The organism is Aliterella atlantica CENA595 (genome assembly GCF_000952155.1).
GTDB lineage: Bacteria > Cyanobacteriota > Cyanobacteriia > Cyanobacteriales > Chroococcidiopsidaceae > Aliterella > Aliterella atlantica.
In genome coordinates, this window is record NZ_JYON01000001.1 from 389,163 (window position 1) to 405,435 (window position 16,273).

16 protein-coding genes are annotated in these 16,273 nt (G+C 41.3%); 13 read left to right on the forward strand and 3 right to left on the reverse strand.

Annotated features, from left to right (window positions below):
- Positions 1-100 precede the first annotated feature (100 nt).
- From alaS to UH38_RS01860, 8 genes are all read left to right on the forward strand, one after another.
- On the forward strand, positions 101-2,737 hold the full coding sequence (gene alaS, locus UH38_RS01825; RefSeq protein ID WP_045052876.1) for an alanine--tRNA ligase: 2,637 nt from the start codon (positions 101-103) through the stop codon (positions 2,735-2,737).
- 3 nt (positions 2,738-2,740) lie between these two features.
- Positions 2,741-2,959 (forward strand): hypothetical protein, encoded by a 219-nt coding sequence (locus tag UH38_RS01830; protein WP_045052877.1) that lies wholly within the window; start codon positions 2,741-2,743, stop codon positions 2,957-2,959.
- Positions 2,960-3,510: 551 nt separating this feature from the next.
- On the forward strand, positions 3,511-3,915 hold the full coding sequence (locus UH38_RS25240; RefSeq protein WP_045052878.1) for a RusA family crossover junction endodeoxyribonuclease: 405 nt from the start codon (positions 3,511-3,513) through the stop codon (positions 3,913-3,915).
- Complete coding sequence (locus tag UH38_RS01840) at positions 3,915-4,595, forward strand: hypothetical protein (RefSeq protein WP_045052879.1); 681 nt, start codon at positions 3,915-3,917, stop codon at positions 4,593-4,595. Before UH38_RS25240 ends, UH38_RS01840 begins: the two co-directional genes overlap by 1 nt.
- A 113-nt stretch (positions 4,596-4,708) precedes the next feature.
- A complete protein-coding gene (locus UH38_RS01845) occupies positions 4,709-5,179 on the forward strand; it encodes a GNAT family N-acetyltransferase (protein WP_045052880.1) in 471 nt (156 codons plus the stop codon).
- Positions 5,180-5,378: 199 nt separating this feature from the next.
- Positions 5,379-6,281 carry an AraC family transcriptional regulator gene (locus UH38_RS01850; RefSeq protein WP_052672217.1) on the forward strand — a complete coding sequence of 301 codons (903 nt, stop codon included), beginning with the start codon at positions 5,379-5,381 and terminating at the stop codon, positions 6,279-6,281.
- Positions 6,282-6,449: 168 nt separating this feature from the next.
- Positions 6,450-6,845, forward strand: a complete 396-nt coding sequence (locus UH38_RS01855) for a nuclear transport factor 2 family protein (RefSeq protein ID WP_045052881.1) — start codon at positions 6,450-6,452, stop codon at positions 6,843-6,845.
- 96 nt (positions 6,846-6,941) lie between these two features.
- Positions 6,942-7,457: a DUF1993 domain-containing protein gene (locus UH38_RS01860; RefSeq protein WP_045052882.1), complete on the forward strand. Its 516-nt coding sequence runs from the start codon at positions 6,942-6,944 to the stop codon at positions 7,455-7,457.
- Between the two features lie 248 nt (positions 7,458-7,705).
- Here the strand turns inward: UH38_RS01860 and UH38_RS01865 are convergent, their stop codons facing one another.
- The gene (locus tag UH38_RS01865; protein ID WP_045052883.1) at positions 7,706-8,866 is read right to left on the reverse strand and encodes an esterase-like activity of phytase family protein; all 1,161 of its coding nucleotides are present in this window, start codon (positions 8,864-8,866) and stop codon (positions 7,706-7,708) included.
- An 86-nt stretch (positions 8,867-8,952) separates the two neighbouring features.
- Positions 8,953-10,464 carry a TM0106 family RecB-like putative nuclease gene (locus UH38_RS01870; protein WP_045052884.1) on the reverse strand — a complete coding sequence of 504 codons (1,512 nt, stop codon included), beginning with the start codon at positions 10,462-10,464 and terminating at the stop codon, positions 8,953-8,955.
- Between the two features lie 104 nt (positions 10,465-10,568).
- Here UH38_RS01870 and UH38_RS01875 point away from each other — a divergent pair, with 104 nt between their 5' ends.
- From UH38_RS01875 to UH38_RS01890, 4 genes are all read left to right on the forward strand, one after another.
- A complete protein-coding gene (locus UH38_RS01875) occupies positions 10,569-11,750 on the forward strand; it encodes an aminotransferase class V-fold PLP-dependent enzyme (RefSeq protein ID WP_082065276.1) in 1,182 nt (393 codons plus the stop codon).
- Positions 11,751-11,812: 62 nt separating this feature from the next.
- Positions 11,813-12,928, forward strand: a complete 1,116-nt coding sequence (locus UH38_RS01880) for an anion transporter (RefSeq protein ID WP_082065277.1) — start codon at positions 11,813-11,815, stop codon at positions 12,926-12,928.
- An 81-nt stretch (positions 12,929-13,009) separates the two neighbouring features.
- Positions 13,010-14,080, forward strand: a complete 1,071-nt coding sequence (locus tag UH38_RS01885) for a glycosyl transferase (protein WP_045052887.1) — start codon at positions 13,010-13,012, stop codon at positions 14,078-14,080.
- Between the two features lie 2 nt (positions 14,081-14,082).
- Positions 14,083-14,496 carry a secondary thiamine-phosphate synthase enzyme YjbQ gene (locus UH38_RS01890; protein ID WP_045052888.1) on the forward strand — a complete coding sequence of 138 codons (414 nt, stop codon included), beginning with the start codon at positions 14,083-14,085 and terminating at the stop codon, positions 14,494-14,496.
- Here UH38_RS01890 and queA read toward each other — a convergent pair.
- Positions 14,483-15,685 carry a tRNA preQ1(34) S-adenosylmethionine ribosyltransferase-isomerase QueA gene (gene queA / locus UH38_RS01895; RefSeq protein ID WP_082065278.1) on the reverse strand — a complete coding sequence of 401 codons (1,203 nt, stop codon included), beginning with the start codon at positions 15,683-15,685 and terminating at the stop codon, positions 14,483-14,485. The genes UH38_RS01890 and queA overlap by 14 nt on opposite strands.
- Before the next feature lie 176 nt (positions 15,686-15,861).
- On the opposite strand from queA, the gene UH38_RS01900 reads away from it, so the two are divergent.
- The gene (locus tag UH38_RS01900; protein ID WP_045052889.1) at positions 15,862-16,251 is read left to right on the forward strand and encodes a hypothetical protein; all 390 of its coding nucleotides are present in this window, start codon (positions 15,862-15,864) and stop codon (positions 16,249-16,251) included.
- The last annotated feature ends 22 nt before the right edge of the window (positions 16,252-16,273 follow it).

Genomic DNA, 16,273 nt, shown 5'->3' on the forward strand with positions numbered 1-16,273 from the left:
TACTGTAGAGACGTTGCTGCAACGTCTACCGTAGAGACGTTGCAGCAACGTCTCTACACATACGAACATCAATCCACGTTCAAATCTAATTAAATTTATTATGGCTTCTCATCTCCAATATCTTAGCGGTAATGACATTCGCACAAAATTTCTGAATTTCTATGCTGATAGAGGACATCAGATTTTGCCTAGCGCCTCTCTCGTACCAGAAGATCCGACGGTGCTGCTAACAATTGCGGGGATGTTGCCATTTAAGCCGATATTTTTAGGACAAAGGCAGTCTGAGTATAAACGCGCTACTACTTCGCAAAAGTGTATTCGCACCAATGATATTGAAAATGTTGGGCGCACTGCAAGGCATCATACTTTTTTTGAGATGCTGGGGAATTTTAGCTTTGGCGACTATTTTAAAGCACAAGCGATCGCTTGGGGATGGGAAATATCTACGCAGGTATTTGGACTGAAAAAAGAAAACCTAGTTGTCAGCGTATTTGAAGACGATGACGAGGCTTATGCTATGTGGCGCGACCAAATCGGCGTAAGCGAGGCTAGAATCAAGCGCATGGGGGAAGATGATAACTTTTGGGTATCAGGTCCTACAGGTCCATGCGGTCCTTGCTCGGAAATATACTACGATTTTCACCCCGAACGCGGTGATGACAATATCGATTTAGAAGACGATACTCGCTTTATTGAGTTCTACAACTTGGTATTTATGCAGTACAACCGAGATGTAGAAGGCAATTTGACACCGCTGCAAAACAAAAATATTGATACTGGATTGGGACTAGAAAGGATGGCGCAAATCCTCCAACAAGTCCCAAATAACTACGAAACTGACCTTATTTTCCCGATTATAAAGACAGCAGCAGAAGTTGCTGGCGTTAACTACAGTGAAAGTAACGAGCAAACTAAAATATCTCTCAAAGTAATTGGCGATCACATCCGCGCTGTAGTTCACATGATTGCAGATGGAATTACAGCATCTAACGTTGGACGCGGTTATATATTGCGGCGGTTAATTCGTCGGGTAGTACGTCACGGACGCTTAATTGGCATTGAAGGAGAATTTACTACTAAAGTAGCCGAAAGCGCGATCGCACTTTCTGAAGATGCTTATCCCAACGTACGTCAGCGCGAATCAGCAATTAAAAACGAGTTGCAAAGAGAAGAATCTAGCTTCCTCAAAACTCTAGAAAGAGGAGAGAAATTGCTAGAAGAGATTTTAGCTAAGTCGCCTCAAGAAATTGCAGGTAAAGATGCTTTCGAGTTGTACGATACTTACGGTTTCCCCTTGGAACTTACTCAAGAAATTGCCGCAGAACATGGCTTAAGCGTCGATTTAGAAGGCTTTGAAGCGGCGATGGAGGAACAAGTAGGACGGAGTAAAGGAGCGCACAAATCTATCGATTTAACCGCTGCTGATTCGCTCAATCAATTAGCATCGGGAATTAATTCCACCCAGTTTCTCGGTTATACGCAACCATCAACGCCTGCTCAAGTTATGACATTAATTACTAATAACGAGCAAGTAGAGTCAGCAGAAGCAGGAAGCGAGGTACAGATAATCCTCGACCAAACACCATTTTATGCCGAATCAGGGGGACAAATAGGCGATCGCGGTTATCTAACTGGCGATACTGTTGTAGTGCGAATTGACGATGTAAAACAGCAATCGGGTATATATATCCATTACGGACGCATCGAACGGGGTACGCTGCACGTAGGCGATCCTATAAATGCACAAATCGATCGCACTTGTCGTATCCGCGCTCAAGCTAATCATACTGCTACTCACTTGTTGCAAGCAGCACTTAAGAAAATAGTCGATCCCTCAATCTCGCAAGCAGGTTCTTTAGTTGCTTTTGACAGACTGCGTTTTGATTTTAACTGTCCGCGTCCAATTACCCCAGAAGAGTTGCAACAGATAGAAGAACAAGTAAATACTTGGATAGCTGAAGCACATCATGCAGACATTGAAGTAATGCCTATAGCCGAAGCAAAAGCTAAAGGTGCGATCGCTATGTTTGGCGAAAAGTACGGCGATATGGTGCGGGTAATTGATTTTCCTGGCGTATCGATGGAATTGTGCGGCGGGACTCACGTCCGCAATACGGCAGAAATTGGCGTATTTAAGATTATCTCCGAAGCTGGGATATCTTCTGGTGTAAGAAGAATTGAAGCTGTAGCTGGACCTGCTGTTTTAGAATATCTCAACGTGCGCGATAAAGTAGTTAGGGAACTGAGCGATCGCTTTAAGGTAAAACCCGACGAACTACCAGAACGAGTTACAGTTCTACAAACAGAACTACGAACCACGCAAAAGCAACTAGAAAGCCTCAAAGCAGAACTAGCCTTAACTAAATCGGAAGCGTTGTTAAATACGGCTGAAATAGTAGGCGATGACAAAATTATAGTTGCCGAACTTGGAGAAGTCGATGCAGAATCGCTGAAAACAGCAGCCGAAAGATTGCTGCAAAAACTAGGTAATGGTGCGGTAATTTTAGGTTCAGTTCCCGATAAAGGAAAAGTTAGCTTAGTAGCGGCTTTTAGTCCTGATGTGAATAAAAAAGGCTTGCAAGCAGGTAAATTTGTCGGTGAAGTCGCTAAAATCTGCGGTGGTGGTGGCGGCGGAAGACCAAATCTTGCACAAGCTGGAGGAAGAGATGCAAGTAAATTGCCAGAAGCACTAGAATATGCGCGTACTCAGTTAAAAGTCACCTTAAGTCAAACTTAAATTATGGATGCAACTTACCTAATTTTATGGGCAGTTGGTTTAGGCATCATTTGGTTAGGTTTAAAAACCAAAGATGAAGTATATCGGCTTGGTGCTGGAGTTGCGGCGGCAATTTTTCTAGTTTGGGGTTTTGCTTTAACCCCGCCGCAACTCCAATTTTTCTTAGAAGCGATCGCGCTTATTGCCGTATTTCCTACTTGTATCCGTTGTTTAAAGGAGTAGCAATTAATATTTATCGTGGGATGCTGTCAAGGCGCTATCTAGTAAACTTTGATTAAAAAAGTTGGGTAGTGCGATCGCGTCCAAATGAGATATTCATATGCGATCGATTAGTTTTGTATTCTGTATATTTTTAGGTTCAGAAGCAGTCAAAATAACCTTCAACTTAAGTTGTATTTTGTACTGTCTAAACTTTTTGCAGATGTTTTTTATGATGTTTAACCACAAGATTCTGTTTAATACTTTAGATAAGGATGTTAAATAGAAAAATTCTCGATAACACCAAGGGATATATGGAAAAATTCTGTATAATACCCTCGTGTAAGGTAGATATACGGAAAAATTCAGTACGATACCCAGATAACGGTGTTATCAAGAAAATTCTGTCTTATTCTACTTAAGCGTAACTGTGATGCTTGTATATTCTTATTAAGTAAAAGATTATACGGAAACTTTCCGTATAATCAATAGTTAGTCTGCCCAACCTTTCGGAAAGGTAGTTGTACCGCTCATAGGCGTATAAAATAATTCATAGTCTTCTAGTTGAAAGCACGTTGGCGAGATTTGAGTTCATAGTAGATGGACCACCCGTATCACAACAGACTCGTAGGCGTGAACGTCTTAGAGCCTGGAAAATAGTAGTACGGCAAGAGGCAGAGAAATATTGGTCAACAGGGCAAAAAGCAGCTATTGGTCTAATCATGCTACAAATAACCTATTTCTATGATTCTGTTGCTATAGATGTGGACAATATTGTCAAGCCAATTCAGGATGCCATAATTGGATTAGCCTACATTGACGACGATCAAGTTACCGATGTTCTTGTCAGGAAGCGAAATTTGTCAGGTAACTTTAAAGTAGAAAACATGACCTCGACCCTAGCGGAAGGTTTTTCTCGTGAAAACGAATTCTTGCATATTGTCGTAATTGAGGCTCCTGACCAAGAGGTACTTATCTGATGGCAACCCCAACTGCAAACCTAGAAAGAGAGCGATTACTGCAACTAGCAGAAGAATATCGTGACAAGGGATACGAGATTTCTTTTCATCCAAACCCTGAAGACCTACCTGATTTTCTTAGGAATTATCGTCCTGACATGATTGTGCGGCGGGGGGATGAAGCTGCGATCATTGAAGTGAAGTCACGTCGCTCACTTAATTCTTCCTCTAGGCAATATTTGCAGAATCTAGCCCAATCTGTGGAGCAGCATCCTGGCTGGCGATTTGAGTTAGTGATGACTAATCCAGAGGATGCTGTAAATTCTCCAAAAGCTGAAAGCTCTCTTCAACAACTTGAAATAGAAACAAGACTGCAAGTGGCGAGGCAACTTGCAACACAACATCCAGAGTCAGCCATCCTTTATTCCTGGTCTCTTGTTGAGGCAACTTTAAGGCTTGTTGCAGAGCATGAGAGAATGAGTTTGCAAAGACTTGATCCGCTTTATTTAGTAAAACAATTAGTGACTGAGGGTGTGATTTCGCGTTCTGAGTATCAGTTACTTATGGATGCGCTTTCATTACGTAATGCAATTGCTCATGGCTTCAAAGCAACCCAAATTACGCAAGAGTCCGTATATCAGCTAATTGATGTCGCAGAGCAACTGTTGAAAACTTTGCATATTAATGCCGAAGCAGACTAACAACTCAAATGCAGCGGACGATTTTGAGCCACTGGTGCTGAGTTAAAGGTTATCTGTCGCCGCTGATTTGAACCGTTATACGGAATTCTTTCATAAAGAGATGGAGTGAATTTGTGAGAATCAAACTCCGCACAGCAGGTTTGGATGACCTTACCTCCATCTATGCGATTCGTCGAGATTCCATTCTTGGAGTTCCATCTGAGGCTAGTTTAAGCGATCGTCAGGCTTGGGCAGACAAGCGATCGCCTAATTACTACCAAGATCGCATTACTGCTGGTCATGTCTTTATTGCCAGTTTTGAAGAAGACAATATCGGTTGGGGGAGTAGTTCCGACGATTGTATTACTGGACTATACGTTTGCTCATCATGGTGTTGCAGAGGTATTGGTCGTATGATTATGGACAGTCTTGAAATGGAAATCTTGAGACGTGGGTATCCGTGCGCGAGACTAGGATCGAGTCCGGATGCTGTCGGCTTCTACACTAAGCTCGGTTATGAATCAGTTGGATTTCCGGATGAAGATAGAGCAGTTCCAATGAAGAAACATCTTAGAATAACTGACTCTAAATCTACGGCTGTATAACAAGCCTGTTGCAACGGGCAGTTTGAGAATCTTGGTTACAGTTCAAGGTTGTCTGCCGCCGTTGAACAGGGTCGTTGGGCTGCTTTCTTGTGAATCCGAGAAAACTGCCCGAATGTGGTAAAGGCTAGTAAAATTTACCTGAAGCACAATTGTTCAAGAATGGCACTGGCTCGAATAAATAAGTTCAAAGCCGAGATAGATGTTGAAAACAAAAACTGTGACAGGGAACCTTCCTAAAGCGATCGCACCCAGACAAAGGTTTGATAATACGACTCCGGTGTTATCTAGTCGGCAAATGGGCTGGAACGGGATTTTGGTTGAGCAGTATCAGCATCTTTCAGATTCATTTGAAGTTGAATTTCCTGCCCCATCAGATCATTGGCTCGTCTTACCTTTAGGGCAACCTGTCCTTGTAACCCAAAAGTCTGACGATCGCCTGCATGAATCTATCATTCAGAGGGGCGACAGCATCCTTGTTCCTGCTGGACAACCGAAATACTGGTGTCGGCGCGAGGGTATCTGCTGTTCGCTGCACATTCACTTAAAACCGGAGATGATTAGGCAAACTGCTGAAGCATCTGAAATAGATACAAAACGAATCGGTCTGGTGGACTGTTTCGGTAAGCAAGATCCACAGATTCATCAGATTGCTATGCTGCTTTTAGCTGAATTGGAGTCTGGTGGGATGATGGGTCAATTGTATGTTGAATCACTGATCCAAGTATTAGCCATTCATCTACTGAGACATTATTCTAGCGTCACGCAGACCATTACACCTGAGAATAGAAGTTTAACTCATACTCAGTTGCAGCAGGCGATCGACTATATTCACGCTCATCTCGATCGAGACTTATCATTAGCGAAACTTGCAAGCATCATCAATATCAGCCCAACTTACTTTGCCAGTTTATTCAAACAGTCGATGGGGGTTGCTCCACATCAATATGTGATTCAACAGCGAGTAGAACAGGCAAAATTTATGTTGTCGAAAACAGATTTAGCGATCGCGGATATTGCCTCAAAAGTAGGCTTCTCCAGCCAAAGTCATTTAACACAGCAGTTTAAGCGGCTCACGGGAATGACACCCAAGCAGGTTCGCTAACACCATAAGAATATGACAAATTGTCATAAGAATTTGAAAGAATCCGATCGCTAGAACTGGCTACACTCCAGATAGCCAAGAAAAAATGGGTCGAACGCAAGGTTACAGCCTGAAATAGCTGGGCTGCTTTCTTGTTTTAATGACATTCGTATTGGATGGTGAATAATTATGAGTTCAGATCGACAGTTTCTACAAAATTTATACGATGCCTTTAACAAACGCGAGATTGAAACAATTATTTCGGCGATGCAGCCCGACGTGAAATGGGCAAACGGGTTTGAAGGCGGCTTCGTTCGCGGACGCGACGCGGTGCGCGAATACTGGACGAATCAATTAAAGGTTATTCAACCGGAACTTGAGATTTTGAAATATGAAACCGACGAAAATAACCGACACATCGTCACCGTTCGCGAAGTTGTCAAAGATTTAGACGGCAAACTGCTCGCGGATATGACGGTGCGGCAAATTTACACCATCGAAAATGGCTTGATAAGCCTTTACGAAATCGGCGGAACGGAAACAATCCAAGACGCGATTCAAAAGACGAGAACTCCCAACGAGTAATTGGGATGACAATTTGAGCCGTTGCTTGTAGCGATCGCAGTGGACAGGGGCTAGTAGCTTCGGTAGGATTTTGTATAGACCTTGAGGGAGCGCAAAATGCACAACCAGAATATAGATTCAATCAAAAGCCTCTTTCAAAGCCGCTTATCAACGCTTGAGCATCTCTTAAAGTCGGCTCAGACTCATTTTTGTGATGACGAGTCGTTCCTGCAAAAGCGCATTGCGGCTGATATGTTTCCCTTTGGTACGCAGATTGCTTTCACCTGTAATCAACCCCGTAACTTTGCGTTCTGGTGCGATGGTAAACCTATGGATAATTTAGATCCAGATGTCACATCTGTTGCACAGGCATACGAACATATAGCAAACACGAATGAACTTCTTTTGAGCGTTAAGGTTGAAGATACAAAGCTAGCTGAGATGACGCGCATTTATGACCAGAGCTTCTATATCGATCTATCTGGTAGTGCTTATGTAAATGAATTTCTAATTCCAAACTTTTACTTTCATCTGGTTACAGCTTATGACATTCTTCGCATGGTTGGTGTACCAATTGGCAAACGAGATTACATGATGCATCTAGTGCCATTAATTAGAGGGGGGAAAGCCTAACCATATTAGTAGTTATTTGCCATGTAAAGATGATAAGAATCTACATTTTGTAGCTTGTAATATCCCAAAACGTTAATACAGAACTGGCGGAATTTATACTGATGTCTCGATGGCTCGTTCACAGGGTCTATTTACTAATAAAGATTCACTTATAACTAGGTAAAGCTGATAATTTGCTCAGAGTATGATAAGACTAAACTGGGTTGATAATTTCTCCGTTGTGGCATGGTCTAATAATACTGTTAAAACTAACGCTGTTCGTTATAAGCTTTTGGTGTAACTCCCACACTAAAAACTATAAACTGCGTTTTCTGAGTAGGACTAAAGTTATTATCGCTGACGACAATTAAAGAGCGCCTTCCATCTGTTAAATTAGGTCCAAAAGTTAAACCTTCAATATTATCCAATGCTAAATTTAGCTTATCAAAATTAAGTATTAACTTTTTCTTAACTGCTTTAATACTTTTAATATCAACTGTCTTAAGACTAGCAATATTACTAATATCTTCGGCTTCTTTTAGAGACACTTCATATAGCTTAATTGTAGTTCCTGTACCTGCAGAGAAAGAACGCTCTAAACTTATTAAATGTTTATCATCTATTGCTAATAAATCTACTAAACCGTTGTTATTTAATCCATTAGCTGTTGTTGGAGGTTCGGCAACTTTGTCAGCTATATATAAATATTCTGCTGCTGGTTTATTTGTATCTAAGTTAAACCTTAATATTCGAGACAAACTACCATTATTTACTGTAGCAACAGCACCATCCTGAAATAATGCATTTTCTGTAGCTGTAAATAGATATTTTTGACTAGGCACTATTGTCAAACTTTCAAATGCTAAATTGTTACGAATACCCCTAGTTTGTTGCTTTGTGGGTAAATATTTAGGAGGAATTGGCAAAGCTTGTAATTGTTTGCCAGTTAAAGAAAACTCACGTACAAAAGGATTAGTTAAATTAGCAGCCGTTCCGTCTCCCTCTGAAGAAATAAACACACTTCCTTTATTTGTAAAAGCAATTCCTTCTGGATCGAGACTTAAAGCCGGAAATTTTTGCCCCTCTTGGTTCTTTAAAAAAGTAACGCCAGTAAATTTAATTGCCCCTAAAGAGCGTTCGTTAACGTCAATAGTTAGAGTATAAAATCTAGCAGGATTGTTTTGACTGCGATCGTCAGAAACACTGTAAAAAACGTTTTTATTAGGATTGTAAGTAATTCCTGAAAGTCCGCCAACTTGAGTATTTTGTACTTGAGTGTCTGTAGTAAATGCAGCCTGCCCTATAAATTCTATATCTTTAATAACAGAAGCTAAACTAGGCATATTTGTAATTAATATGCCTACAAATCCACTTAATAAACAAAGACAAGTAACTTTAAAACTTGGCAAAAACTGAATAATTTTACTCATAAACAAAAGGTATACTAATTTACATCAGCAGATTATTAGGATCGAGATAAGCAAGTATTAAAGAAAGGTTAGTTAAATAGTATCGCTTAATAGCTTTGAATAAACTTAACAAGCCAATCTTTAAGATGGCGCGTAGCAAGACAGTCATCTTCATTGTATTGGACGATCGCATCCAATAAAGTGCGATCGCCTGTTTCTAACCAGCGATCGTACCAAAATATCGACTGCGAACCACTCGCTTCTGGATTGCGCCACTCGAAACCCAACCACCGCGCTACTGTTTTTAGGGCATAACTTTCTGTTGGCAATACTACCATTTGCGTCATTTCTTCGTAGACATCGATAAAGCGCTCTAATAGTGGCTTTAATTGCTCTTTAGGAGTATTGTAAAGCTGCGCCAATCGTTTCACTGTATCGACTTCATAAGGGCAAAAATGAAAAATTGGCGCTTGGGGATATTGGTTAACTAAACTCTGAAACTCCTGCCAAATTCTGCCTTCTTCTGCTTGACTTTCTGCTAAAAATGCGTAGTAACTTTCGGTATTTGCCCAGCGATCTACAACTAAAACGCCTAACAAGTAATCAAGGTTTAAATCTGGTTGCGCTTCAATATCAAAGTAAAGCTCAATAGGCGCAACAAATTTATCAATATTTGGCGGGTAGTATTTGCCTTTAAATAGTTCTTTGAGGGTAGTTTGTGAAGTTGGTGTTAATGTTTGTCGAACTTCGTAAGCATTACCAAAAGGTAAAAGAATTGGACTATCTTGAACTACAGATTGAGCTTGCAAAACTACCTGCTGCGCCATTCCACCCTCAAATCCTGGCAAACTATCTAAAGTATCGGGATTTGTCTTTGCTAAAGGTTCTAAAGAAACTACGTTAATAGCTTGCAATTCGCTGTAACGATTAGGTGAAATTCCTGGTAAAAGCGATAAGTGTTGCTGAGATTTTGCTTCAGCGTAGCATTGCTTAAACCAGCCGCAAAGATTGCATTTTTGCCGTGAAATAAATACTTCAGGAACTTGAGATGATTTGAGAGTTTGAATGCAGTCTGCGACTGTTACGTGCATTTGGGGAATCCATTTAGCCAAATCCACTGTATAAACGTCTTTGCGCCGCAGAAATAGCCAAGCTTTAGCGGGATCTGCTGCTTGAGCGATCGCTAGCATCTCTGCATCGTAGGCGGCAACTATCTGATATTCTAGTTTGGGGCGCTTGCCAAGATGGATATTTGCTGGAATATATTGCCAATCGCCAAATTGAGATTTTCCTGACTGCTTGATTAATAAACTTGGGCGACTTAATAGTGTAATATCCTCATACTGGGTTAAAATTACGCCCTTGAAAATAGACTCAACACCCTGTTGCATTAGCTCTAAAGTAGCTTTTGCTCCTGCTTCCCAGTCTCCTTTAGGATAATCTGGACGTTGATAGTTGTATTGAGCTAAAACAGTCTTTTGATGAGCAAATTTTTCTTGCTGCAATTTCAGCAGCAAATCGCCAGCAGGTTCCCTTTGGCTCAAATCTCCATTAGTGTCTAGATAAGCCTTGCGCTGGCAACGTATGTATTGTAAAAGTAATTCAGCATTCAGCAACATTATTTTAGACTAACAAGAATTGCTCGGCGATCGCCGAGCAAAAAATCAAAAAGATGTCGAGCTACTGAATTACAGTTAAAGAAGCTGTTATTTTTAAAAATCGGGTGAGTATTTCTACTTTACAAACCAAGCTTGAGCTACACAGACAACAGTTTCCAGCTTTGGCAAATAAGACTTATTTTAATTATGGCGGGCAAGGTCCAATTCCCCAAGCGGCAATTGAGGCAATAAATAACGCCCAAGAATATATACAGGTTAATGGTCCTTTTTCCAATCAAGTAAATGCTTGGGTTACTAAAGAAGTAGAGGAAACTAGAAATGCGATCGCATCTGAACTCAATACTCCTAGTGATACTATTACCCTAACTGAAGATGTTACAGTTGGCTGCAATATTACTTTGTGGGGTATAGACTGGCAACAAGGCGATCGCATCTTACTTACAGACTGCGAACATCCAGGGATTATTGCTACAGCAAGGGAAATTGGACGCAGATTTGGCGTAGAACTCGATACTTGTCCAATTATGGCTACTTTAAATGCAGGCGATCCCGCGCAGGTTATCGACCAATACTTGACTTCGCGCACTCGTTTGGTAGTATTAAGTCATCTACTGTGGAACACAGGACAAGTTTTAACCCTTGACAAAATAGTGCAAGTGTGCAAGCAAGCTAATGTGAGAATTCTTGCTGATGCAGCGCAATCTGTTGGCTGTTTGCCCTTGAATTTAGCTGATTTAGGCGTGGATTTTTATGCTTTCACAGGACATAAATGGTGGTGCGGTCCTGCGGGTGTAGGTGGCTTGTACGTGCATCCAGAAGCGAGAGCAAGCTTGCAGCCGACATTTATCGGATGGCGGGGGATTACCGTCGATAATCGCGGAAATCCGACAGGCTGGCAGCCAGACGGACGCAGATACGAAGTAGCAACGTCAGCTTATCCACAGTATGCAGGATTGAGGGCAGCGATCGCAACTCATCAACAATGGGGAACTGCCGAGGAACGCTATCAGCAAATTTGCCAGTTAAGCAAGTATTTGTGGGAAAAATTGACTCAGCTACCACAGATTAAATGTTTGCGAACATCACCACCAGAAGCGGGACTTATATCTTTTCAAGTAGATGGTAATAAAAATCGCCAATTGGTAGAGTTTTTAGAGGCGCAAAAAATCATGACGCGGATACTGTTAGATCCCGATTGCGTTCGTGCTTGCGTCCATTATTTGACGCTGACATCAGAAATAGATCGATTAGTTGAGGCAATTGAAAGATTTTTCAGCAATACTTAGCTTACATTGCGATCGCCATAACTTATTTAGGTTTAGGCTTAGGCTACTTACCTAAATTGCGGATGAATCGGGCGACAATCGCTTTAGTCGGTTCTACTGCAATAATTACGCTGGGTGTTTTGAGCCTCAAAGAAGCATGGCAAGCTATTGATGCTACAACTATAGTCTTTCTCTTGGGCATGATGGTTGTCAATGCTCATCTTGCTTATGCTGGCTTTTTTCAACTTACGCTTGTTTATCTTTTGCGCTTAACTCACAGTCCTTTTGGCTTGTTAGTATTGTTGAGTTTTGGTAGCGGTATCTTGTCAGCCTTTTTTCTCAACGATACTATAGCGATCGTGCTAACTCCGTTAACTTTGGCATTAACTCGGAGTTTGCAGCTAAATCCCATTCCTTATCTGCTGGCTTTGGCGGCTGCAACTAATATAGGTTCTGTAGCTACTATTAGCGGTAATCCGCAAAATATTCTGATTGGTTCTTTTTCAGGGATTAGTTACCTAGAATTTTCTAGAGTGCTTGCGCCTGTGGCTTTGATAGGGTTAGTTGTGCAAATTGCTTTGCTGTGTTGGTTTTATCCAGAAGTGCGACTTCTGCAACCAGTAGCGCATAACTCTATTAAAGTACGCGATCGCATTTACAAACCCCTATTTACCAAAAGCTTAGTAATTACCGCCGGATTACTTATAAGTTTCCTTTTGGGTGCGCCATTAGCCCAATCCGCCTTAGTCGCAGCAGCACTATTATTAGTTACTCGACGCTTAAAGCCAGAACGTATATTGCAGGAAGTAGATGGGAATCTTTTGCTGATGTTTTCTGGCTTATTTATTTTGGCGCATGGTACGCAAAAACTAAATTTGCTGCAACCCTTTACAGGTTGGATTAACCAGCCAATAGGATTAGTAGCAGTAACGGCAATTTTATCTAACTTAATTTCTAACGTACCAGCAGTGCTACTACTAGGAGCGCTCTTACCTCAAGAAAATAATCAATCTTGGCTGTTATTAGCCGCAGGCTCAACTTTAGCAGGAAATTTGACGTTATTTGGTTCGGTAGCTAACCTGATTGTGGTCGAAGCAGCAGCTAAGTTAGGTTATAAACTAACATTTTGGCAACATTTACGCTTTGGCTTGCCTTTAACTGTAGTAACTTTGCTGATAGCTTATCTATGGGTGAAGTAAAAAGCACGCTCTCTATATAAATTAAACTTAAGAACGATCTTCTTCACTGGTAACTGGTCACTGATTACTGGTCACTGTTAAATGCCGATTATTTATATAGCTATCACCAATCACGGTTTTGGTCATACTACTCGTGCAGCTTCTATTGCTGCAACTATACAAAAACTTTGTCCTGATGTATTGCTGATAATAGTCACAACTGCACCACGCTGGCTGTTGGAATCATACATTGAAGGAGACTTTATCTATCGCCCGCGTAGCTTTGATATTGGTGTCGTGCAGGCTGATAGTCTAAATATGGATAAAGTCGCTACTTTAGAGAAATTGCAAGCAATTAAAGCAAAACAGCGCAGTTTAGTTTCTTCCGAAGTCAACTTCATTCGCCAAAATAGAGTAGGTCTAATTTTAGCTGATATTCCGCCTTTAGCGGCTATATTTGCTCGAAATGCGGGTATTCCTTGTTGGGCGAGTAGCAATTTTAGCTGGAACTTTATTTACCAAGATTGGGGAAAAGAATTTAGAGAGATAGGCGATTGGATGAGCGAATGTTATAGTCAATGCGATCGCTTATTTCGGCTACCTTTTCACGAACCGATGAGCGCTTTTGATAATATTACCGATGTTGGTTTAACTGGCGGTTCTCCTCGTTACGCAATAGAAGAATTACGCGCAACTTGGCAAATAACTACGCCCATAGAACAAACAGCCTTACTTACCTTCGGTGGCTTGGGTTTGCAGCAAATACCCTACCATAACTTAAAAAACTTCCCCGATTGGCAATTTATTAGCTTCGATGCTGCTGCACCTAATTTACCCAATTTAATTAAAATCGCCGATAGAAAGTATCGCCCAGTGGATTTTATGCCGCTATGTGGCAGAGTAATCTCTAAGCCAGGTTATAGCACTTTTGCTGAAGCAGTACGTTTGGGTATTCCCATTGTAACGATAACGCGCGAAGACTTTGCCGAAGCGGCTTTGCTATTAGAAGGTATTACCAACTATTCTCAACATCAAATTCTCACACCAGCAGAGTTTTTCCAGGGAAATTGGGAATTTTTGCATCAATCGCCCAATCAGCCACACAAAGTAGAATCTATAGCCAAAAATGGAAATGAAGAAGTTGCACAATCCGTTATTAGCTATTTTCACTAAATATGCACTACCAACAACTACTCAAAATCCCTACTAAAGGCAAGTCCCTATACAAAATTACATCCAAAATAGAGTCTGTAGTTGCCGAATCAGGAATTAAAACAGGATTATGTACAATATTCCTCCGTCATACTTCTGCTAGCTTGATAATTCAAGAAAATGCTGACCCAGACGTATTATTAGATTTATCGAACTTCTTGGCAAAATTAGTTCCTGAATCTGCACCATACATTCATAATGCCGAAGGTCCTGACGATATGCCAGCCCATATTCGCACAGTATTAACTCATACTTCAGAGCAAATACCCATCGCCCAAAATAGATTAGTATTAGGCACTTGGCAAGGAATTTATATTTGGGAACATCGAGATAGAAGCCATCAAAGAGAACTTGTAGTACATATTATGGGTGAGTAACCCTAGCTTCTGGCAAAATTAGCATTGCATCGCCAAACGAGTAAAAACGGTAAGCATTGGCGATCGCTTCGGTGTATAAATCTAATAAACGCTGCCTGCCAATTAAAGCACTCACAAGCATCATCAAACTAGAACGCGGCAAGTGAAAATTAGTAATTAAGCCATCAACAACCCGCCATTGATAGCCAGGATAGATAAATAGCTGAGTTTTGCCACAAAATGGCTCTAATTGCCCCGATAGGGCTGCCGCCCCTTCCAAAGCTCTTACAGCAGTAGTTCCTACCGCAATTACGCGCCCGCCTCTAGCTTTAGTAGCGCGGATTTGTTCTACAGTTGCAGCAGAAACATCTATCCATTCGCCATGCATTTGATGGGTTGTAACGTCTTCTACTTCTACAGGGCGAAATGTACCTACGCCTACGTGCAAGGTAATAAAAGCTGAATTTATGCCTTTTTCTGCCAATTTTTGCAATAACTCTGGGGTAAAGTGCAAGCCAGCAGTAGGCGCTGCGATCGCACCTGCATTTTGGGCGTAAACTGTTTGATATTGGTCATCTTCTGCCTGCGAATCTGTAATATAAGGCGGTAAAGGTATTTCCCCAAAAGAATCTAAAATTTGTAGCAAAGACACGCCATTAGGTAAATCAAACCGCAACAATCGCCCCCCAGTAGCTTCATTAACTTCTAGCACCGTAGCAGAAATCGAAACATACTGAGCCTCCCCTGCTTCCCCTGCTTCCCTTGCAAACACAATCCTCGCCCCTTTTTGCAAACGCTTCCCAGGCTTAACTAAAGCTAGCCAAGTATTGTACTGTTTTTCCTCTAATAGCAAAACTTCTACTGCTGCGCCGCTAGTTTTCCGCCCATGTAGACGTGCGGGGATAACTCGCGTATCGTTCATTATCAATAAGTCACCTGGTTTGAGCAATTGGGGCAAATCGCTAAAAATGCGGTGACAATGAGTATGAGGCGAATCTACTACCAGTAACTTAGCACTGTCTCTGGGAATAACAGGATTTTGGGCGATCGCACTAGGTGGTAGTTCATAATCGTAACTAGATAGCGATCGCTCTTTATCTTCTCTTCCTCTACCACTACTTGGTTCTGATTGTATCGTCTTTGGGAAAGAATTCAGTGCTTTTACTGTGTTTAAACGCGGCTTTGAAGCTTTAAATTGAAAATTATCCATGTTACGAGCGAGTAATCTATCTATAGTCTGAAAATTAGTCAGAATTTATTAAATTAAAATTAGCTGTTATATTTGGGTAGATCCACCCAAATATTAGTGGGTGTTACCCCTAGTAATTGCTGTGCAAGGTTTGCCACAATAAAACTGTAGGATACACTTGTCTACAGAACGCGGCAATGGAATACCTCTATTATCTTGCTAATGCTAGCCTCACCTTGAGGATTATAAAATACCTACACAGCAGACCCCAGATGCCCGTTAGCTTTGTTAGTGTAATTCATCAAATTGACGGTTGGATAGTCAAAGTCAAGATGAAGTCTCCTTTAGCTTCTCAGCAAGATGGAGATTTTAGAGCTTTTTTAAATGAATTGGGCATTCCCTACGAGCCGCCTATGAGAGTAAATATGGCTCTATGGAGTTTAGAAGCAGGACAATCGCCAATTGAGGTAATGCGCCGCTACCAAATCGCTATAGTTTCTCATGGTAGCCCAGAGCGAGAGGAAATTGAAGCATTCCGCCACCAGTTCGTGCAAGGATTGGGATATTGCCCAGAAACATTGGCATAATCGGGAATTATTGGGTAAAAAT